Source organism: Xanthomonas sp. SI (genome assembly GCF_014236855.1).
Taxonomy (GTDB): Bacteria; Pseudomonadota; Gammaproteobacteria; order Xanthomonadales; family Xanthomonadaceae; genus Xanthomonas_A.
Window position 1 is genome coordinate 2070226 of sequence record NZ_CP051261.1, and the last position, 20805, is coordinate 2091030.

Annotated in this window: 20 protein-coding genes; 14 read left to right on the plus strand and 6 right to left on the minus strand. The window is 67.0% G+C overall.

Annotated elements, in window-relative coordinates; genetic code table 11:
* Positions 1 to 105 precede the first annotated feature (105 nt).
* The 6 genes from petA (at position 106) to HEP75_RS08545 (ending at position 4203) form a co-directional block, all read left to right on the plus strand.
* Positions 106 to 729 (plus strand): ubiquinol-cytochrome c reductase iron-sulfur subunit, encoded by a 624-nt coding sequence (gene petA / locus HEP75_RS08520; protein WP_009598116.1) that lies wholly within the window; start codon positions 106 to 108, stop codon positions 727 to 729.
* Positions 730 to 732: 3 nt separating this feature from the next.
* On the plus strand, positions 733 to 1995 hold the full coding sequence (locus tag HEP75_RS08525; protein ID WP_185816020.1) for a cytochrome bc complex cytochrome b subunit: 1263 nt from the start codon (positions 733 to 735) through the stop codon (positions 1993 to 1995).
* Positions 1988 to 2140 carry a hypothetical protein gene (locus tag HEP75_RS08530; RefSeq protein ID WP_185826136.1) on the plus strand — a complete coding sequence of 51 codons (153 nt, stop codon included), beginning with the start codon at positions 1988 to 1990 and terminating at the stop codon, positions 2138 to 2140. The genes HEP75_RS08525 and HEP75_RS08530 overlap by 8 nt, the downstream gene beginning before the upstream one ends.
* Complete coding sequence (locus HEP75_RS08535; RefSeq protein WP_185822878.1) at positions 2137 to 2883, plus strand: cytochrome c1; 747 nt, start codon at positions 2137 to 2139, stop codon at positions 2881 to 2883. Before HEP75_RS08530 ends, HEP75_RS08535 begins: the two co-directional genes overlap by 4 nt.
* 170 nt (positions 2884 to 3053) lie before the next feature.
* Positions 3054 to 3689 (plus strand): glutathione S-transferase N-terminal domain-containing protein, encoded by a 636-nt coding sequence (locus HEP75_RS08540; protein ID WP_009598113.1) that lies wholly within the window; start codon positions 3054 to 3056, stop codon positions 3687 to 3689.
* Between the two features lie 79 nt (positions 3690 to 3768).
* Positions 3769 to 4203, plus strand: a complete 435-nt coding sequence (locus HEP75_RS08545; protein ID WP_185816023.1) for a ClpXP protease specificity-enhancing factor — start codon at positions 3769 to 3771, stop codon at positions 4201 to 4203.
* 259 nt (positions 4204 to 4462) lie between these two features.
* Here the strand turns inward: HEP75_RS08545 and HEP75_RS08550 are convergent, their stop codons facing one another.
* The 4 genes from HEP75_RS08550 to HEP75_RS08565 all read right to left on the minus strand — a co-directional run bounded on the left by HEP75_RS08550 (position 4463) and on the right by HEP75_RS08565 (position 7421).
* On the minus strand, positions 4463 to 4807 hold the full coding sequence (locus HEP75_RS08550; RefSeq protein WP_184410328.1) for a DUF3301 domain-containing protein: 345 nt from the start codon (positions 4805 to 4807) through the stop codon (positions 4463 to 4465).
* A gap of 293 nt (positions 4808 to 5100) precedes the next feature.
* The gene (locus tag HEP75_RS08555; RefSeq protein ID WP_185826137.1) at positions 5101 to 6210 is read right to left on the minus strand and encodes a DUF2272 domain-containing protein; all 1110 of its coding nucleotides are present in this window, start codon (positions 6208 to 6210) and stop codon (positions 5101 to 5103) included.
* Positions 6211 to 6276: 66 nt separating this feature from the next.
* The gene (gene nadC, locus HEP75_RS08560; protein ID WP_185826138.1) at positions 6277 to 7155 is read right to left on the minus strand and encodes a carboxylating nicotinate-nucleotide diphosphorylase; all 879 of its coding nucleotides are present in this window, start codon (positions 7153 to 7155) and stop codon (positions 6277 to 6279) included.
* Positions 7152 to 7421 (minus strand): Trm112 family protein, encoded by a 270-nt coding sequence (locus HEP75_RS08565; protein ID WP_039005221.1) that lies wholly within the window; start codon positions 7419 to 7421, stop codon positions 7152 to 7154. Before HEP75_RS08565 ends, nadC begins: the two co-directional genes overlap by 4 nt.
* A gap of 58 nt (positions 7422 to 7479) precedes the next feature.
* Here HEP75_RS08565 and purE point away from each other — a divergent pair, with 58 nt between their 5' ends.
* Both purE and HEP75_RS08575 read left to right on the plus strand, forming a co-directional pair.
* The gene (gene purE / locus HEP75_RS08570; RefSeq protein WP_185816026.1) at positions 7480 to 7983 is read left to right on the plus strand and encodes a 5-(carboxyamino)imidazole ribonucleotide mutase; all 504 of its coding nucleotides are present in this window, start codon (positions 7480 to 7482) and stop codon (positions 7981 to 7983) included.
* Positions 7980 to 9128 carry a 5-(carboxyamino)imidazole ribonucleotide synthase gene (locus HEP75_RS08575; RefSeq protein WP_185826139.1) on the plus strand — a complete coding sequence of 383 codons (1149 nt, stop codon included), beginning with the start codon at positions 7980 to 7982 and terminating at the stop codon, positions 9126 to 9128. The genes purE and HEP75_RS08575 overlap by 4 nt, the downstream gene beginning before the upstream one ends.
* A gap of 138 nt (positions 9129 to 9266) precedes the next feature.
* On the opposite strand, the gene HEP75_RS08580 is transcribed toward HEP75_RS08575, so the two are convergent.
* Positions 9267 to 9845 (minus strand): Fe-Mn family superoxide dismutase, encoded by a 579-nt coding sequence (locus tag HEP75_RS08580; RefSeq protein ID WP_185816028.1) that lies wholly within the window; start codon positions 9843 to 9845, stop codon positions 9267 to 9269.
* Positions 9846 to 9973: 128 nt separating this feature from the next.
* Between HEP75_RS08580 and grxD the strand changes: the two genes are divergently transcribed.
* The 6 genes from grxD (at position 9974) to ppnN (ending at position 19736) form a co-directional block, all read left to right on the plus strand.
* Complete coding sequence (gene grxD / locus HEP75_RS08585; RefSeq protein ID WP_179565437.1) at positions 9974 to 10294, plus strand: Grx4 family monothiol glutaredoxin; 321 nt, start codon at positions 9974 to 9976, stop codon at positions 10292 to 10294.
* Between the two features lie 89 nt (positions 10295 to 10383).
* Positions 10384 to 11031, plus strand: coding sequence for an SDR family NAD(P)-dependent oxidoreductase (locus HEP75_RS08590; protein ID WP_255424090.1), 648 nt, complete (start codon positions 10384 to 10386; stop codon positions 11029 to 11031).
* A complete protein-coding gene (locus HEP75_RS08595; RefSeq protein WP_185816030.1) occupies positions 11028 to 11627 on the plus strand; it encodes a MarC family protein in 600 nt (199 codons plus the stop codon). Before HEP75_RS08590 ends, HEP75_RS08595 begins: the two co-directional genes overlap by 4 nt.
* 282 nt (positions 11628 to 11909) lie before the next feature.
* Positions 11910 to 14291, plus strand: a complete 2382-nt coding sequence (locus tag HEP75_RS08600; protein ID WP_185826141.1) for a TonB-dependent receptor — start codon at positions 11910 to 11912, stop codon at positions 14289 to 14291.
* Between the two features lie 733 nt (positions 14292 to 15024).
* Positions 15025 to 18237, plus strand: a complete 3213-nt coding sequence (locus HEP75_RS08605) for a TonB-dependent receptor (protein WP_185826142.1) — start codon at positions 15025 to 15027, stop codon at positions 18235 to 18237.
* Between the two features lie 110 nt (positions 18238 to 18347).
* Positions 18348 to 19736, plus strand: a complete 1389-nt coding sequence (ppnN, locus tag HEP75_RS08610; protein WP_185816033.1) for a nucleotide 5'-monophosphate nucleosidase PpnN — start codon at positions 18348 to 18350, stop codon at positions 19734 to 19736.
* Here ppnN and HEP75_RS08615 read toward each other — a convergent pair.
* Complete coding sequence (locus HEP75_RS08615; protein WP_185826143.1) at positions 19726 to 20760, minus strand: histidine kinase; 1035 nt, start codon at positions 20758 to 20760, stop codon at positions 19726 to 19728. The genes ppnN and HEP75_RS08615 overlap by 11 nt on opposite strands.
* Positions 20761 to 20805: the final 45 nt, after the last annotated feature.

Here is a 20805-nt window from a genome sequence, read left to right on the forward strand (position 1 = left end):
CTGCGCGTTAAGGGTTCCGCTACACTGCAGTGGATTTTATGCGGTTCGACCCCCACCGAACCGCTGGCAGCCTAATGCTACCCAATCAAAAAATCGGAGTGCCGGATGGCCAACGATGGGGTCAACGATTCTGTTAATGCAGGACGCCGCCGCTTTCTCACCGCCACCACGGCGGTGGTGGGCGCGGTGGGTGCGGGTTTCGTCGCGGTTCCTTTCATCAAGTCCTGGAACCCCAGCGCAAAGGCCAAACTGGCCGGTGCGCCGGTCACCGCGGACATCAGCGCGTTGCAGGAAGGTCAGCGCCTGATCATGGAGTGGCGCGGTCAGCCGATCTGGATCGTCAAGCGCTCCAAGGCGATCCTGGACGCGTTGCCGACGCTGGATGGGCGGCTCAAGGACCCAAAGTCCGAGGTCACCGACCAGCAGCCGGCCTACATCAAGGGCGAGGGCCGTTCGATCAAGCCCGACATCTCGGTGCTGGTCGGGCTGTGCACGCACCTGGGCTGTTCGCCGGAGATGGTCGCCGAGATCCGTCCCGAACCCTACGATCCGGAGTGGAAGGGCGGCTATTTCTGCCCCTGCCACAAGTCGCGCTTCGACATGGCCGGCCGCGTGTTCCAGGGCGTGCCCGCCCCGATCAACCTGCTGGTGCCCCCCCATCATTACCAGGACGACAACACGCTGATCATCGGCGTCGATCCCAGTTCGTCCGCGAAGGGGGCAGCGTAAGCCATGGCCGACAATCTCCTTACCCGCACCGCGGGCAACGTGTTCGACTGGGTCAACGAGCGCGCGCCGGGGCTGATGCCGTTCTACCGCAAGCACGTCGGCGAGTACTACGCGCCGAAGAACTTCAACATCTGGTACTACTTCGGTTCGCTGGCGATGGTGGTGCTGGTCAACCAGATCGTCACCGGCATCTTCCTGACGATGCACTACAAGACCAGCGCGGCCGAGGCGTTCAACTCGGTCGAGTACATCATGCGCGACGTCGAGTGGGGCTGGCTGATCCGCTACATGCACTCCACCGGCGCCTCGCTGTTCTTCATCGTGGTGTACCTGCACATGTTCCGCGGCCTGCTCTACGGCAGCTACAAGAAGCCGCGCGAGCTGGTGTGGATCCTCGGCATGCTGATCTACCTGGTGCTGATGGCCGAGGCGTTCATGGGCTACGTGCTGCCGTGGGGGCAGATGTCGTTCTGGGGCGCCAAGGTGATCATCTCGCTGTTCGGCGCGATCCCGGTGATCGGCAACGGCCTGACCGAGTGGATCATGGGCGACTACCTGCCGTCCGACGCCACGCTCAACCGCTTCTTCGCGCTGCACGTGATCGCGCTGCCGCTGGTGCTGTTGCTGTTGGTGGTGCTGCACCTGGGCGCGCTGCACGAGGTCGGCTCCAACAACCCCGACGGCGTGGAGATCAAGAAGGGACCCAAGGGCAACCGCTGGGATCCGAACAAGCCGGCCGACGGCATTCCGTTCCACCCGTACTACACGGTCAAGGACCTGGTCGGGGTCGGCTTCCTGCTGCTGATCGGCGCCTTCATCATCTTCTTCGTGCCCGCGTTCGGCGGCCTGTTCCTGGAGCACGACAACTTCACCGAGGCCAACCGCCTGGTCACGCCCGAGCACATCAAGCCGGTGTGGTACTACACGCCGTACTACGCGATGTTGCGGGTGGTGCCGAACAAGCTCGGCGGCGTGCTGGTGATGTTCTCGGCGATCGCGATCCTGTTCCTGGTGCCGTGGCTGGACCGCGCCAAGGTCAAGTCGATCCGCTACCGCGGCTGGATCTCCAGGGTGATGCTGGGCGTGCTGGCGGTGTGCTTCGTGTGGCTCGGCGTGATCGGCTCCGGTCCCGGCACCGATGCCAGCGAGACCATCATCGGCCGCGTGCTGACCGTGCTGTACTTCGGATTCTTCCTGACCATGCCGGTCTGGACCACGTTGGACCGGACCAAGCCGGTGCCGGAGCGGGTGACCACCCATGACTAAGCCCGTGATTGCCGTGCTGGCCTGCTCCGCGAGCGTCTTCTTGTTGTCCGCCATGAGCTACCTGCTGCCGGTGGGGCAGATCGTGTTCTGGGGCCGGCAGGCGCTCGGCTCCCTGTTCGGTGCGATGGCGGAGGGATCCCTATGAGCAAGCGCCTGATGTCCGTCCTGGCCTGCTTCGCCTCCGCGCTGCTGTTGTCCGCCTCGGCGCTGGCCGCCGAGGGCGGCGCCACCCAGCAGGCCGGCAACGACCTCGGCGACCGCGCCTCGCTGCAGCGCGGCGCCAAGCTGTTCATGAACTACTGCTCCGGCTGCCATTCGCTGAAATACCTGCGCTACTCGCGCATGGCCGAGGACCTGGGCCTGAGCGAGGACGAGGTGATGGCCAACCTCAACTTCACCGGTGCCAAGGTCGGCGAGCACATCGAGGCGGCGATGCCGCACGATGCGGCGGCCAAGTGGTTCGGCAAGGCGCCGCCGGACCTGAGCCTGATCGCGCGCGTGCGCGGCACCGACTGGGTCTATACCTACCTCAAGTCGTTCTATCTGGACCAGTCGCGCCCGTTGGGCTGGAACAACAAGCTGTTCGCCAACGCCTCGATGCCCAATCCGCTGTGGGAGCTGCAGGGCCTGCAGCAGCCGATCTACGGCAAGGCCGAGCAGCCCGGCGTAGACAAGCCGGTGGAACGGCTGCAGCTGTCTTCGCCGGGCCGGGAAACGCCGGCGCAGTTCGACCAGACGGTCCGCGACATCAGCAACTTCCTCGAATACGCCGGCGAACCGGCCGCGCTGAAGCGACAGAGCCTGGGCGTGTGGGTGGTGCTGTTCCTGGCGCTGCTGACCTTCCTCGCCTATCTGCTGAAGAAGGAATACTGGAAGGACGTGCATTGAGCGTCGGCCGCAGTGCCGGCGCGTTGTCTGCATCGTTGCTGACCCGATCCCCTGTTCATCCTATTGGCTTTTGCGAGCGAGGGTTGCACACTCAGGGGCCGTGATGACCGTCAGCAGGGTGTTGGCGGCATCGATGCGGCCGGCGGATTCCGGTCGTCGGAGAGCCTTGAATGGCGGCGAGTGTGCGTATGCGAAATACCTTGACGTTGTTTTCTTCCACGGATGACGTGCTGTGCCACCGCGTCCGTCTGGTGCTCGCCGCAAAGGGCGTGACCTACGATTTCGTGGCGGTGGATCCGCAGAATCCCCCGGAAGACCTGATCGATCTCAATCCCTATCACTCGGTGCCGACGCTGGTCGAGCGCGAGCTGGTGCTGTACGCCGCCTCCGTGGTCAGCGAATACCTGGACGAGCGCTATCCGCATCCGCCGCTGATGCCGGTCGATCCGTTGTCGCGCGCGCGCCTGCGCCTGGCCATGCTGCGCATCGAGCACGACTGGGTGCCGCAGGTGCAGGCGATCCAACTCGGCAACAAGGCCCAGGCCGAGGCCGGGCGCAAGCGGCTCAAGGAGTTGCTGACCGCGTCGGTGCCGCTGTTCAAGGCCAGCAAGTTCTTCCTCAATCCGGAAATGAGCCTGGCCGATTGCGCGATGGCGCCGATCATCTGGCGCCTGCAGGCGCTGGACATTCCGCTGCCCAAGGACGGCAAGGCGATCGAGGACTACGGCAACCGCATCTTCCGCAATCCCGGTTTCATCCGCAGCCTGACGGATCAGGAAAAGAAGCTGCGCGACCTGCCGGCCTGATGCTCCGGCCGCGCGTGGCGCATCCGGTTTTTCCCGCGTTGCGCCGGCGCCATTGCGTGCCGGCGCGTAGAATTGGCGCATGACCGACGATATTTCCCGCATGACCAGCCATCGCCCTTACCTGTTGCGGGCGCTGGTGGAGTGGATCAACGACAACGGCATGACCCCGCACATCCTGGTGGATGCGGGCCTGCCCAACGTGCAGGTGCCGCCGAGCGCGGTCAAGGACGGCCGGGTGGTGCTCAACATCGCCGAGCGCGCGGTGGTGCGGTTGCAGATCGACAACGACGGGGTCAGCTTCACCGCCCGCTTCGGCGGCGTCAGCTATCCGGTGCAGGTGCCGATGGCCGCGGTGCTGGCGGTGTACGCGCGCGAGACCGGGCAGGGCATGGCGCTGCCGGACGATATCCACGGCGCCACCGAGCCACCGGGCGACGATACACCGCCGCCGCGTCCCAGCGGTTCCGACGATGGCTCTGGCGGCAAGCGTCCACATCTGCGCGTGGTGAAGTAACGACAATGTGGGACCCGCGCCGGCGCGAATGTGGCCGGCGCGACAGTTCGATTCGCTGTTGGCGTCGATGCCTGGCGGGTCGCGCGCATCGTCAGGCGCTGCGCATCATTCGCCGCGGCTCCCCGCGCGCCAATCCCAGGTTGGATCGAGCCCCTGTAGGAGCGCCTTCAGGCGCGACCGACATCCATGCAAAACATCGTTGTCCGCCCTGCGAGAGAGTCCTTGCGGGGCGCGTCTTCGCGAACGACGCGGCAGCGCCTCACTCGCGCGGCGCACGTCCTTCGTGCAACGCCGTCACCGTGGCCACCGAGGGGCCGGTGAAGGCGATCAACTGGTCGCCGAGCAGCACCAGGCGGCCGCTGTGGCGATCGACGCCATCGTAGGAGTAGTCGAAACGGAAGGTCCGCTCGAAGCCGAGCCAGCCGCTGGGCAGGCGCCGCAGGCGCAGGCCGGTGCCGTGCACGCTCTGGTCCAGCCATTGCACATCGGCCGCCTTGCAGGCATTGCGGCCGAGGCTTTCGGCGCGTTCGGCGGCGGCGCGCGACGCGTTCCAGAACGCGAACACCGCGGCGCCGGCAATCATCAACAGGATCAGGCTAGGCATGCGTCACTGTAGCGAGACGCGGGGTGGAGCGGCAATGCTTGGTTGGGGATTCGGGACTCGGGACTCGGGGCCGGGGCAGAGGCAGGGGCCGGGGCCGGGGCCGGGCAGGGGCAGGGGCAGGGGCCGGAATTCGAAGAAGCGCCGATTGCGAGCGCAAAGTTTTCGTGTGCGGCTCATGGCCTCTTGTAGGAGCGACTTCAGTCGCGACAGGCCTCACTGACAAAGCCCGCTACGACCGATGACCCGAGGCGGGTCGGCATGGATCCTGAAAGCCGCAGACAGTCGATAAAACGCTACCGTCCCGGCGGCGGTTCGGTCGCTTGCGGTTGCGGTACCGGTGTCGCCGATGCAGGGGAAGGCGCGGTCGGTATGGCCGGTGCAGCTGGCGCCGCGCCGGATGCCGCCGGTGGCGCCATCGGCGCAGTGGCCGGCAGCGGGACCTGCGGCGCGGCCGGATCCACGGCGGGAACGACGCCCGGCATCACTGGTGGCTGCAACTGCGCCTGCGGTTGCAACTTCAGCAGCGCCGCCCAGTCCTGGCGATTGAAGTCGCACAGTTCCTCGTGGCCGGGCGTGCACTCCAGGCCTGCGCCGTCGTCGCCGACCTGGTCCTGCGCCAGCGGCGCCTCCAGCTGCAGGCGGCCGGCGCGGTCCAGCGGCAGCTTGCGCATGGTCACCGCGTTGAGCACGTTGCCGCCGATCAGGTACAGCGTGTGGTCGCCGCCGACGTTGGCCGCGACCACGATGTCGCAATGCGATTCCCACGGCAGCGCGCCGCCGCGTGCCAGCGCCTCGCGCAGCCCGGCCGCGCCCAGCGGTTGCTTGCGCCCGCGCAGGAAGCACAGCAGGTCGCCCGGCGCGGGCTTGTCCTGCTGCGGGTCGGCATAGCGGTAGGGCAGGCCGTCGGCACCGGCCTGGTAGGCGGCGCGGATGTAGTCGATGTGGCGCACCGAGGTATGGAAGCCGCTGACGCCGGCGCGCACCATCACCCAGGACACGAACGCCGCCGACCACGGGTTGTCGACCAGGAACGCACGGCAGTCCGCTTGCCGGTAGCGCGAGCCGTCCAGTTGCTGGCAGCTGGCGGCGCCGTCGCTGCCGCTCATCGCGCCCAGCGTGCCGCTGTCGCGCCAATAGGCGGCCACACGCTGCCAGGCCTCGATGCCGTGATCGGCGAGATAGCTGCGCTCGGCCTCGGTCACGCGCAGGCCGGCGAGCCGGCCATCGCTGTCGATGAACGGCCGCCACCACAGGCGATGCTCGTTGCAGGCGGTGCGCACGATGGCGACGGCGGCGGGCGTCAGGCCGAAGCGTGGCGGCAGGTCGCACACCTCCGCGGCGGCCGCGCGGCCGGCGGGAAACAGGGCGGCGGCACACAACAACGCGAACCAGGGGCGGGCCATCGGCGAACTCGGTGAATAGGGGGGATGCGTGCAGCGTCGCAGAGCGGCGTGGCCGCGGCCGTGAAGTCAGTGCGGCGGCGGGCCCAGCTTCAGCGACAGATCCACCGCCTGCACGTGCTTGGTCAGCGCGCCGATGGAGATGCAGTCCACGCCGTCGGCGGCGATCGCGCGCACGCCGTCCAGGTCGACGCCGCCGGAGACTTCCAGCGGAATCGCGCGATGGAACGGCGCGGCGGCGGCGATCGCCACCGCCTCGCGGCGCTGCGTCGCGTCGAAGTCGTCGATCAGGATCCGGTCGCAGCCGACCGTCAAGGCTTCACGCAGTTGCGCCAGCGTTTCCACCTCGACCACCAGCGGCAGCGCCGGCCATTGCGCGCGCGCGGCCTGCACGGCCGCCGTCAGCGAACCAGCGGCATGGATGTGGTTTTCCTTCAGCATCACCGTGTCGTACAGGCCGAAGCGATGGTTGCTGCCGCCGCCGCAGCGCACCGCGTACTTCTGCGCCAGGCGCAGGCCGGGCAGGGTCTTGCGCGTGTCGAGGATGCGCGCGCCGGTGCCGGCGACCGCGGCCACGTAGGCGGCGGTGGCGGTGGCGGTGGCGGACAGGGTCTGCAGGAAGTTCAGCGAGGCGCGCTCGGCGCTGACCAGCGCGCGGCTGCGCCCATGCAGCAGCGCCAGCACCGTGCCGGCGGCGACGCGTTCGCCTTCGGCGATGCGCCAGTCGATCCGCACCTGCGGGTCGAGCGCGCGGTGGCAGGCGTCGAACCAGGGCCGGCCGGCGATCACCGCGTCCTGCTTGCACAACAGATAGGCGCTGTCGGCGCGATCGGGCAGCAGCGCGGCGGTGACGTCGCCGTTGCCGATGTCCTCGGCCAGCGCGCGTGCCACGTCGGCGTCGATCGAGGCCTGCGCCGGCGGCTGCAGCGGCGCCGCGGCGCCGCTCATTTGCCGGGGAAGTCGGCGAGCTGGGCGGTGCCGATCGCTTCTTCGGCCAACAGCACCGGGATGCCGTCGTCGACGCGGAACAGCTGCTTGCGGTCGCGGGTGATCAGCGCCTCGCGCAGCGCTTGCGCCTGCGGGCTGCCGTCGGCGCGCTGCACGCCGCCGGCGGCGATGGCGCGGTTCAGCGCCTCCAGCCCGCGCGCATCCAGCAGGGCCAGCGGTTGGCGGGTGTCGGGCGAGCACAGCAGGTCGAGCAGTTTGCGATCCATCCGGTCTTCGTCTTGCGTGGAAGACGGCTAGAATACGTCTTTAAGGCAGGGGACGGCCATGACCTCCAAGCAAACCGCGCCGCTCGTCGGCATCGTGATGGGTTCCCGCTCCGACTGGGAGACCATGCAGCATGCGGCGCAGAAACTCGATGCGCTGGGCGTGCCCTATGAAGTGAAAGTGGTGTCCGCGCACCGCACCCCGGACGTGCTGTTCGCCTATGCCGAGGCGGCCTCCAGCCGTGGCCTGCGCGCGATCGTGGCCGGCGCCGGCGGCGCCGCGCACCTGCCGGGCATGCTCGCGGCCAAGACCGCGGTGCCGGTGCTCGGCGTGCCGGTGCAGTCCAAGGCGCTGAACGGCCTGGATTCGCTGCTGTCGATCGTGCAGATGCCGGCCGGCATCCCGGTGGCCACGTTCGCGATCGGCAACGCCGGTGCGGCCAATGCCGCACTGTTCGCCGCGGCGATGCTCGCCGCCGAGCACGCCGACATCGCCACCGCGCTGGACGATTTCCGCCAGCGCCAGACCGACGAGGTGATGGCCAAGGACGACCCGCGCCAATGAGCACCACTGTCGGAATCCTGGGCGGGGGCCAACTGGCGCGGATGATGGCCGTGGCCGGCGCGCCGCTGGGCCTGCGTTTCGTGATGCTGGATACGGTGGCCGACGCCTGCGCCGGGCAGGTCGCGCCGTTGCAGGTCGGCGACTACCGCGACGAGACGGCGCTGGCCGCGTTCGCGGCCAAGGTCGACGTGGCCACCTTCGATTTCGAGAACGTGCCGGCGGCCAGCGCCGAATGGCTGGCCGCCCAGGTGCCGGTGTTCCCGAACCCGCGCGCGCTAGCGGTGGCGCAGGACCGGCTGGCCGAGAAGACCCTGTTCCGCGAACTGGGTATCCCGGTGCCCGATTTCGCCGCGATCGACAGCCGCGCCGAACTGGACGCGGCGCTGGCGCAGGTCGGCACCCCGTGCATTCTGAAGACCCGGCGCCTGGGCTACGACGGCAAGGGTCAGTTCCGGATCAAGTCCGCGGCCGACGCCGATGCGGCCTGGTCCGCGCTGGGCGCGCAGGCAGCCAGCGTGGGCCTGATCGTGGAAGCCTTCGTGCCGTTCCAGCGCGAGATCAGCGTGGTCGCGGTGCGCGGCCGCGACGGCGAGTTCCGCACCTGGCCGCTGACCGAGAACTGGCATGTGCAGGGCGTGCTGTCGGCCAGCCTGGCCCCGGCGCAGGCCGACGCGGCGCTGGCGCAGGCGGCCATTGCCCATGCGCAGGCGCTGGCCGAGCGCCTGCAGTACGTGGGCGTGTTCGCGCTGGAGCTGTTCTGCCGCGACGGCGAACTGCTCGCCAACGAGATGGCGCCGCGGGTGCACAACTCCGGCCACTGGACCATCGAAGGCGCCGAGACCTCGCAGTTCCAGAACCACCTGCGTGCGGTGCTGGGCCTGCCGCTGGGGTCCACGCGCATGCTCGGCCATGCCTGCATGCTCAACTGGATCGGGCAGATGCCCGACGCCGCGCCAGTGCTGGCGCAACCCGGCGGGCATTGGCACGACTACGGCAAGGAGGCGCGCGAGGGCCGCAAGGTCGGCCACGCCACGCTGCGCGAAGACACGCCGGCGGCCTTGGCGCAGGCGCTGCACACGGTCGGCGCGCAATTGCAGCGCGGCGACCAGGTCGCGCCGGTGATCGAGCGGCTGCGCGAAGTCTGAGCGGACTGGGAATGCCGCGTCCAGGCTGCGCCTGGGGCGGCCCGAAAGGGTGGCAACGCCCACGCGGCTACGTGTCAGCCGTCATTCGACCAATCCACGCGGCCGCAGGCCGGTCATCCCCAATCCTCAATCCCGGCTTCACCGCAGATTCGCCGCCACGAACTCCCAGTTCACCAGCTTCCAGAACGCTTCCAGGTAGCGCGTCCGGTCGCCGCGGTAATCGATGTAGTAGGCGTGCTCCCACAGGTCGCAGGCCAGTAGCGGGAGGTCCTCGCCGGTCAACGGCGAGCCGGCGTTGACGGTGGCAAGCAGTGCCAGCGTGGCGTCCGGGCGCTGCACCAGCCAGACCCAGCCCGAGCCGAACACGGCCAGCGCCATGCGTGCGAACTCGGCCTTGAAGCGCGCGACGTCGCCGAAGCTCTTGGCGATGCGCTCGGCGAGCTCGCCGCCCGGCTCGCCGCCGCCGCGCGGGCGCAGCCCGCGCCAGTAGAACTCGTGGTTCCAGACCTCGGCCGCGTGCTGGAACAGGCGGCCCTGGGTGCGGCGCACCAGGTCCTGCAACGGCAGGTCGGCGAATTCGCTGCCGGCGATCTGCGCATTGAGACGTTCCACCAGCGCGCGCTGGTGCTGGCCGTGGTGCTGGTCCAGGGTCTCGGCGGACAGGTGCGGCGCCAGCGCCGCGCGGTCGTACGGCAGGGGAGCGAGTTCGATGGCCATGGATCCTCGGGAGCGGTTTCGGGAGCGCGTTTCGGTACTGTCGTGCGCAGGGCTTACACTATGCGGCTACGCGAAAGTCTAGCCGACCGCCGAGGTCCGTTTTTTCGCCCCAGCAGGAGAAATCCCCCATGCAGGTGATGGAGCGCATCCAGGCCGACGTCGAACACCACCCCATCGTGTTGTTCATGAAGGGCACGCCGCAGTACCCGATGTGCGGCTTTTCCAGTCGCGCGCTGCAGGCCCTGTTGGCCGCCGGCGCCGACCGGCTGCACACCGTCAACGTGCTCGACGAGCCCGAGATCCGCGCCAATCTGCCGCGCTATTCGAACTGGCCGACGTTCCCGCAGCTGTTCATCCACGGCGAACTGATCGGCGGCTGCGACATCACCATGGAACTGTTCGAATCCGGCGAGTTGCAGCGCATCGTGGCCGAGGCCTACCAGCCGTGACAGCGGAGGCGACGCCGCACGCGGGCGCGCTGGCGCAGCGCGTGGTGCTGGTCTGCGGTGCCGCCGGCGGGCTGGGCAGCGCCGCGGCCATGGCCTGCGCCCAGGCCGGCGCCACGGTGGTGCTGCTCGGGCACAAGCCGGCGCGCCTGAATCGGGTCTACGACGCGATCGCCGCCGTCGGCGCGCCGCCGCTGCTGTATCCGCTGGACCTGCTCGGTGCCACGCCGGAAGACTATGCGACGCTGGCCGAGCGGCTGCAGGCCGAACTCGGGCGGCTGGACGGACTGCTGCACTGCGCCGCCGATTTCGTCGGCCTGACCCCGTTCGAACACGCCGACCCGGCGCAGTTCGCGCGCGCCATCCACGTCAACCTCACCGCCCCGGGCTGGCTGACCCAGGCCTGCCTGCCGCTGCTGAAGCAGGCTGCGGACGCGGCGATCGTGTTCGCGCTCGACGACCCGGCGCGCGTCGGCCAGGCCTACTGGGGCGGCTACGGCGTGGCCCAGCACGGCCGTCGCGGCCTGCTGGCGACCCTGCACGGCGAACTGGCCGCCTCGACGGTGCGCGTGGCCGGGTTGCAACCCGGGCCGATGCGCACCGCGCTGCGCGCACGCGCCTACACCCACCAGGAAGACTTCGACGCGGTCGATCCGGCGCACTACGCCGCCGCCTGCGTGCAACTGCTGTCGTCCGCCGGCGCCGCGCACCGCGGCGCGATCTGGAATCCACTGGCATGACCATCCTGTCGGCAGCCCTGCTGCTGTTCCTGATCCTCGACCCGCTGGGCAACATCCCGGTGTTCCTCAGCGTGCTCAAGCCGCTGCCGGCCAAGCGCCAGCGCGTGGTGCTGGCGCGCGAACTGCTGATCGCGCTGGGCGTGCTGATGGCGTTCCTGTGGGGCGGTAAGTACGCGCTGGAAGTGATGCACCTGCGCCAGGAATCGGTGGCGATCGCCGGCGGCATCGTGCTGTTCCTGATCGGCATCCGCATGATCTTCCCGCGCCCGGAAGGGCTGATGGGCGAGATTCCCGACGGCGAGCCGTTCATCGTGCCGCTGGCGATTCCGCTGGTGGCCGGGCCGTCGGGCATGGCCGCGGTGATGCTGATGGGCAGCAACGAACCCACCCGCCTGGGCGAATGGAGCCTGGCGCTGATACTGGCCTGGATCGGCACCTCGGCGCTGCTGTTCGCCGGCACGCTGCTGTACAAGCTGCTCGGCATGCGCGTGCTGATCGCTGTCGAACGACTGATGGGCATGCTGCTGGTGGCGATCTCGGTGCAGATGTTCCTGGACGGTCTCGGCGTCTATCTGAAGCTGCCGGTCGCCGGCTGAGCGGGCCACCGCGCGCCTTTGTCGCGCCTGTCGCTACGCGCCAACGCTGCGACATCCCAGGCGTTTGCGGCAATTCGATGACATGTGCGGCGCTTTTTTGTGCCGCCGTGTGTCGGTGCGTGGCGCCAGATTAAGTTCCTGTAAACGCCCGAGGCATACGCGGGCGAAATAGCCCGCCTACCGTAGCGCCTTCCGAAGCGGTGGGCGCGCGTGCGCCGTGTCCATGCCAATCGCGCCTCCGCTCTCTGCCGCTCCCACGTTAGCCACAGAGGCGTTCGCCCGATGAAGTCCCGTTCCGCACACCGTATTTCCACTCTTTGCCTGGCGCTGGCAACCGCGCTTTCGGCGCATCCGGCCCTGGCTCAGGACGCCGGCACCGACACCGCGGAGCAGCGCGTCACCGCCTCCAGTACTTCCAACACCACCGCCGCCTACGAGACCAAGCGCGTGCAGCAGTTGGACAAGGTCAACGTCAATGCCGACAAGAGCAGCTACGTGCTCGGCGGCGGCAACATGACCGTGCAGACCGCCAGCAAGGCGATTTCCACGGTGACCCGCGAGGCCATCGCGCAGGCATCCGGCGGCAGCAACTTCACCCAGATGATCGATGCGATCCCGGGCGTGGACGCCGCCACCAGCGACGTGACCGGCCTCAACAACGGCAACTACAGCCTGCGCGGCTTCGACTCCTCCGCGATCGGCATCACCGTCAATGGCGCGCCGGTGACCGACAGCGGCAGCTACTCCGTCTACGCCACCGAATACGGCGATGCCGAGAACTACAACGACATCACCGTCACCCAGGGCACGCCCAACGTGGACCAGCCGGAAATGGGCGCCACCGGCGGCCAGATCGCCTGGTCGACGATCGACCCGAGCCACACGTTCGGCGTGGATTTCACCCAGAGCTTCGGCAGCAACGACTATCGGCGCACCTTCGTGCGCGTGAACACCGGCGATACCGGCGCGGTGCGTTCGTGGGTGTCGTTCTCGACCAACAGCGCCGACAAGTGGAAGGGCAACGGCGACATGTCGGTCAACAAGATCGACGGAAAGAGCGTGTGGGACATCAGCCCCGGCAACTCGATCAGCGCCTCGTTCCAGTACAACCGCCAGTCCAACTACTCCTACAACACCGCCAGCAAGGCGCAGCTGGCCAGCGATTACGACTACGACTACAACGACACCTGGGGCGGCGGCAGCACCTCGGCCGACCAGTCCTACTGGAAGTTGCGGCGCAATCCGTACAAGAGCCTGCTCGCCAGCCTGGATGGCGAGTTCACCCTGAGCGACAGCCTGCGCCTGTCGGTGGTGCCGTACGTGTGGTGGGGCGACGGCGGCGGCTCCAGCGCCGCGTCGGTGTATCCGTCCACCAGCAGCGGCAACGTCTATGGCTACTCCAGCGGCGTGAGCGGCAGTCGCGACGTCGACTACACCTATTCCTACTCCAGCACGGTACGTCCGGGCGTGGTCGCCAAGTTCTTCCAGGACATCGGCATGGACCACAACCTGGTCTATGGCCTGTGGTACGACCGTTCGCGCAAGAGCCAGAACAACAGCATCGTCAAGACCGACCAGAGCACCGGCCAGGCCTGCGACATCTGGGCCGACAGCGACGATTGCTTCCTGGCCTACGCCGATGGCCAGGTGCAGCAGAGCTACCGCACCTACACCGTCACCGACGTGCAGAAGTACTTCATCCAGGACAACTGGACACCGGCCGACGACTGGGCGGTCAACTACGGCGTGTCCTGGATCCATGCCACGCGCAAGGGCCACAACTACCAGTGGCCGGATACCGCCAAGGAGATCGGCGTGGACTTCGACAACAGCTACAGCAAACTGCTGCCGGCCTTCGGCATCAAGTACGCGCCGGATAGCCGCAACCAGTTCTACTACGGCGTGGCCAAGACCTTCCGCGTACCGGCGACCAATTCGATTTCGGTGAACCTGTCGGCCGCGCAGGAGATTCCGGAGCCGGAATCGGCCTGGACCCACGACTTGGGCTGGCGCTACTACGGCGACCGCTTCTCGCTGTCGGCCATGCTGTACCAGAGCAACTACAGCAATAAGCAGATGTCCAGCTACGACCAGGCCACGGCGCTGACCACCTACATCTCGATCGGCAAGGTGCGCATGCGCGGCTTCAACAGCGAGGCCAGCTACAACATCACCGACAATCTCAAACTGTACGGCTCCTACACCTACACCCAGGCCAAGATCCTGAGCGACACCCTGGCGGTGGGCACGTCCAACGGCATCTACGACTATGCGGTTGGTGGCAAGCAGCTGGCCAATACGCCGAAGAACCTGGCCAACCTGCGCCTGAGCTACAGCATCGGCGACTTCTGGATCGCGTTGAAGGGCCGTTACTCCGGCTCGCGTTACGGCGACTACATGAACACCGAGCGGGTAGGGGGCTACACCACCTTCGGCGCCGATGCCGGTTACGCGTTCGCCGACTGGGGCTGGCTGAAGAAGCCGTCGATCAAGCTCAATCTGTACAACCTGACCGACAAGCAGGCGGTCACCTGGGCCAGCACCACGCAGGTGTTGGCGGCCTCCGGCGCCAGCGAGTATCCGGATGTGGTGTCCACCGGCACCCCGTACTACTCCGTGTTGGAGCCGCGCGCGTTCGCGGTAACCTTCGGCGGTTCGTTCTGAGGAACGGCCGAGCCCCATACCGGGGCTGGAAACGGAAAGCAGTGCAAACGGCCGGGGTCTAGCCCCGGCCGTTTGCGTTTTTGCGGGCTTGCTCCGCCGTCGCCGTGCCAAGCCCGCCACGGGACTGTTGCAGTGTGCGGATATCTGCATCGGATCCTTGTCGGGTCGTTGCCCATGGCTGCCCTCGTCAAGCCGTTTCCGAGTCGGTCGGGCACCTGGGTGAGGGGCGCTCGCAGCACCATGCGGCGTGCCGGAGTGCGAGCCGCCGCCGTCTCGGTTGCGGAGCCGGGCGGGCGACCTAGCCCGGCCACCAGTCCTGGGACAGGCGAGATACGCGAGCGCCTGCGTACCAGCGCCCGGCGGCCCGGAAACGGCGCTGAGCCGACGATTCGAGCAAATCCTGCGCAGCCGACGCTACCGGCCAAACCATCGAGTAACTGCACTACCTGAGCAGGCGATGCAGGCCCCGAGGTGCGCGCGGCGGCGTCACCCAGTGTCCTGCACCGACATGGGAACTGCGATCCATGTCGTGTCATGTCCGTCTATGCCGGTTTGTCACGTTTCGGCAACAAATCGGCCCTATGGTGTTAAACTCGCGTTAACCCTTGCGGGGGATCCAGCAAGGGGGCACGAACCACATTCCGCTGCCGTGTGCCCACCAGCACGGCGAGCTATGCGCATTTCGTCAAACTCCATCGAGGCTATTGCAATGACTCAACCCCGCCGTCTCCGGATGTCCAAGCTCACCCTTGGCCTCGTTGCTGCGCTTGCCGCCGCCCCTGTGTTCGCCCAGAGCACCTCCGCCGGCGTCGGCGGTTTGGTCACCCACGATGGCCAGCCTGTGGTCGGCGCCGAAGTGACCATCACCCACGCCGAATCGGGCACGGTCAGCCGCGCCACCACGGACGCCAGCGGCCGCTACAACGCGCGCGGCCTGCGCGTCGGTGGCCCGTACACCATCACCATCACCAAGCCCGGCGAAGGCACCAAGACCGAAGACGGTGTGTACCTGAGCGTGAATCAGACCGCCAGCGTCAATGCCGCGCTGAGTGGCGACGTGACGACGCTGCAGACGGTGAACGCGGTCGCGGTCGCCGGCGGTTCCGACATGTTCAGCGCCACCAAGATGGGCGCGGGCACCAACGTCGGCCGCGAGCAGATCGAGTCGCTGCCGTCGGTCAACGGCAATATCCAGGACTACATGCGCCTGGATCCGCGCGTGGCCTTCGTCGATCGCGCGTCCGGCACCATCAGCGCCGGCGGCCTGAACCCGCGCTACAACTCGATCAACATCGACGGCGTCTCGGCCAGCGACACCTTCGGCCTGGAAGGCAATAACATGACCACCCGGCGCCAGCCGGTGTCGATGGAAGCCATCGAAGCGCTGGACGTCAACCTGTCCAACTACGACGTCAGCATCGCCAGCGCCGCCGGCGCCACCGTCAATGCGGTGACCAAGTCCGGTACCAACGAGTTCCATGGTTCGGTCTACGGCTACATGCGCGATGGCGACTGGTTCGGCGACAACCCGGACGGCAGCAAGTTCAACGGCTTCACCAAGGAAAAGACCTACGGCGCCACCTTCGGCGGCCCGATCGTCAAGGACAAGCTGTTCTTCTTCGCCAACTACGAAAAGTTCCAGCAGGACGCGCCTGGCCTCGACCTGGGCAGCACCGCGCTGGGCAAGGCCAACGCCAAGTACACCCTGGCGGACGTGGCGCGTGCGCAGCAGATCGCGCAAAACTACGGCTTCGACGCCGGTTCGCTCGACAGCAACGGCAATACCGATCTTGAGGAATACGCGCTCAAGCTCGACTGGAACATCAACGACAACCACCGCGCCAGCTTCCGCTACAGCAAGCTCGACCAAAGCAAGCTGCGCATCAACGGCGCCAGCAGCACCAGCCAGGCCTCGCTGAGCTCGTACTGGTACCAGCATGAGAAGACCGTCGAGAGCTACGTCGGCCAGCTGTTCAGTGACTGGTCCGAGAACTTCTCCACGGAGTTCAAGGCGTCTTACCGCGATTACTCCGCGATCCGCGTGGTGCCGACCGACGCCCCCAGCGTCGCGATCTACTTCGACGGCACCGTCGCCGCGCCGACCGGCGACGTGCTGTTCCTCGGCACCGAGACCAATTCGCAGGGCAACATCCTCACCACCAAGACCTGGAACTACTACGGCGCCGGCACCCTGACCCTCGGCAACCACGACCTGAAGTTCGGCGTCGACTACACCACCAACGACGTCTACAACCTGTTCGGCCGCAACAGCTGGGGCGTGTACACGTTCCTGGGCCTGGACAACTTCGCCAATGGCCGCTGGAGTTCCTACCAGCTCAACAGCGAGCGCACCCCGGGTTCGATCGCGGCCGACTACAAGAACGACAATCTCGGCCTGTTCATCCAGGACACCTGGTATGTCAACAACAACCTGACCCTGACCCTGGGCCTGCGCGGCGACCGGCCGGGCGTCAGTCCGGATCCGACCTATAACGCGGCCGCCCAGGCGTACTTCGGCTACGACAACAGCAAGGTGTTCGGCGGCGATTTCCTGATCCAGCCGCGCTTCGGCTTCAACTACACGTTCGACACCGACCGTCCGACCCAGTTGCGCGGTGGCGTGGGCCTGTTCCAGGGCGATGCGCCGCAGGTGTGGATCGGCAACAGCTACTCCAATACCGGGTTCAACTACAACGCCTACAGCTATACCGCCTACAACCCGGCGTTGCCGTTCAGCCCGAACAAGGACACGCAGCCGATTCCGACCGCGCCGGGTTCCGCCACCCAGGGCGTCAGCTTCGTCGGCAACGATTTCAAGCTGCCGTCGCTGTACAAGGCCAACCTCGCGCTCGACCACGAAACCCCGTGGTACGGCATCGTGGCGTCGGCCGAGTTGCTGGTGACCAAGGTCAAGAACGGCCTGTACTACAAGAGCCTGAACATCGGTCGGGTGAACAATCCGGGCGAGGACCCGGCCCCGGCCTACTACGGCCCGGATGGCCGTGCGCTGTACTGGAACCCGGCGCAGACCGGCCGCGCGTGGGCCGCCGGCAACAACCGCTACAACCGCAACGGCGCCTACAGCGACGTCTTCCTGATCGAGAACACCGACAAGGGCAAGACCCAGCAGTTCACCGTGTCGCTGTCCAAGCCGTTCAGCGAAGGCGGCGACTGGTCGTGGAACCTGGGCTACACCTATACCCACGCCACCGAAGTCGGTTCGCTGACCAGCTCCACCGCCAGCTCCGGCTGGGGCTACCAGTACGCCTTCAACGCCAACTCGGAAACCGAGAACACGTCGCGCTACGAGATCAAGGACCGTATCTCCGGTTCGCTGAACTGGAAGCACAAGTTCTTCAGCGACTATGAAACCCGTGTGGGCCTGGTTTACGAAGGCCGCAGCGGCCGTCCGTACAGCTACGTGTACAACGGCGACGCCAATGGCGACAGCCGTTCGACCAACGACCTGTTCTACGTGCCGAAGGGTCCGGGCGACGTGCTGTTCGGTAACCTCAGCAGCACCGGCGCGTTCACCGCCAACCCGGCGCTGGAGAAGCAGTTCTTCGACTGGCTGGCGCAGAATCCGCAGCTGGCCAAGTACGCGGGCAGCTACGCTCCGGCCAACGGCTTCCGTTCGTCCTGGATCAACACCTTCGACGTGCACATCAGCCAGCAGCTGCCGGGCTTCTTCAAGGGCCACAAGTCCGAGGTGTGGCTGGACATCCAGAACGTCGGCAACCTGCTGAACAAGAAGTGGGGCCAGATCTACGACTACGGCTTCTTCGCCGATGCGCGCGTGGCGAACCTGCAGGGCATCTACAACGGCAAGTACGTGTACAACACCCTGTACACCGACCAGCCGTCCGCCGCCAATGCCGATGCCGACGGTTTCAACACTGGCGTTTCGCAGTGGTCGCTGAACCTGGGCTTCCGTTACGAGTTCTGATCCGCTCGCAACCGCAGCGGTACAAGCGAACGGCCGGGGCAACCCGGCCGTTTTCTTTTGCGGGGGCTGACGCTAAAGTCGCCGTTGACGACAACGACAAGAATTCCGATATGACGACGAGCAATACGGCCGCGCGGGCGCTGCCGGTAGTGGACGCGCGGATCTACCCGCGCGGCGGCCTGGACATCCTCTCGCGCGCCGAAGTGGTGCGCCTGCGCGATGCCTCCAGCGGCGGACTGCACGAACTGCTGCGGCGCTGCGCGCTGGCGGTGCTGACCAGCGGCAGCGCGTCCGACGATCCGCGCGCCGCGCGCGACCTGTATCCCGACTTCGACATCCAGGTGGTCCAGCGCGACCGCGGCGCGCGCATCGACCTGTTCAATGCTCCGGCGATGGCCTTCGTGGACGGGGAGATCATCAACGGCGTGGCCGAACTGCTGTTCGCCGTGGTCCGCGACCTGGCCTACATGGCCATCGAACTCGGCCCGGACTCCGCCGCCGACCTCGAATCCAGCGAAGGCATCACCAGCGCCGTGTTCGGGCAGCTGCGCAACGCGCGCATCCTGCAACCGGCCGATCCGAACCTGGTGGTGTGCTGGGGCGGTCATTCGATTTCGCGCGACGAGTACCTGTACACCAAACAGGTCGGCTACGAGTTGGGCCTGCGCGGTCTGGACATCTGCACCGGCTGCGGTCCGGGTGCGATGAAGGGGCCGATGAAGGGCGCCACCATCGCCCATGCCAAGCAGCGCAAGCACGACAACCGCTACATCGGCGTCACCGAGCCGGGCATCATCGCCGCCGAGTCGCCGAACCCGATCGTCAACCACCTGGTGATCATGCCGGACATCGAGAAGCGCCTGGAGGCCTTCGTCCGCATCGGCCACGGCATCATCGTGTTCCCCGGCGGCGTCGGTACCGCCGAAGAGATCCTGTACCTGCTCGGCATCCTGCTGCGCGACGAGAACCGCGGCCTGCCGTTCCCGCTGATCCTGACCGGCCCGACCATCGCCGCGCCGTACTTCGAGCAGATCGACCGCTTCCTGCGCCTGACCCTGGGCGAGGCCGCCACCTCGCGCTACCAGATCATCGTCGGCGATCCGATCGCGGTGGCGCGCAAGATGGCCGAGGGCATCCAGGAAGTGCGCATGCACCGCAAGGAGCAGAAGGACGCGTTCTACTTCAACTGGTCGGTGGACATCCCGCTGGAATACCAGCGTCCGTTCGTGCCCACCCACGAGGCGATGGCCGCGCTCGACCTGCACCACGGGCGCCCGCCGCACGCACTGGCGGCGGACCTGCGCCGCGCCTTCTCCGGCATCGTCGCCGGCAACGTCAAGGAAGACGGCATGCGCCGCATCGAGGAGTACGGCCCGTTCGAGATCCACGGCGACGCGGACATGATGCAGGCCCTGGACGAACTGCTGCGCGCCTTCGTCGAGCAGCGCCGGATGAAGATTTCCGGGGAGTATCGGCCTTGTTATCGGGTCATGGCCTGAGTTCAATCCGGATCGTCGCCACGAACAGCGCGTTGTCCTCCAGGCCCGTGCTCAGGACGCCGCCCTGCATGCTTTCCAGGCGCGTGCGCAATGCCGACAAACCGACCCGGTGGCCACGACCCAGATGAGGCGTGGAACCGGCCGGGGGCAGCGTATTGCTGACCTCGATCTTCAGTCGGTTGTGAGTTTCGCCGATGGCGATGCGGATCTCGCCGCCATCGGGCGAGCATTCGATCCCGTGATGCACTGCATTCTCGACCAGGGGTTGCAACGAAAGCCGCGGGACCCTGGCCTGCGGCAAGGGCGACGGTAGCTCCCAGTGCACGCGCAGGCGCGGTCCAAAACGAATGGCTTCGATGTCGAGGTAGCGCCTCGCCAGGTCGATTTCGTCGTCGAGGCTGACCAAGTCGGGCGTTGCCAGCGCGGCGCGGAACAGATCGGATAGATCCATCAGCAATTGTTCGACTTGCTGCGGTTGGCGATGCACCAGCATCACCGCGGTATTGAGCGTATTGAACAGGAAGTGCGGCTGTACGCGCGCGGTGAGCGCGTCGATTTCCGCCTGCTTGGCGCGTTCGACCAGTTGCTTGATGCGGATATGGTTGTTCAGTGCGGCCATGCCGAGCAGGCCGATCAGCAATGCGATGCCGGACAGCTGTAGCGAGAGCGTCAGCCATGCCGCGGTCGACAACTGCCAGTAGTCGCCGAACGCAGACATGATCACCCAGCTGATCAACCAGGTCAGCAACTGCATCAGGCCAAGCGTCGCGGCAGTGATCAGCAGGATGCCTCTCCCGGCCAGGCTGCGGCGCAGCATCAGCAGACTAGCCAGGGTCAGCAATGCCACCCATTGGATGCCGAGCGATGCCAGGCCGAAATAGACCCAGCGGTTCCCCCCCGGGCCCTGGCTTGGGGTTAGCGCCAGGATGGCGGCGATGCATTCGCCGGCCATGACGATCCAGATCAGGGTGGATGGCTGCTTGAGCACCTGCAACTGGTCGTTCGAGTACGCGGGGGAGGGCATCGAGGGCGGGCGGAAGAGGGTAGACGCGCATCATGCCGGCAACGA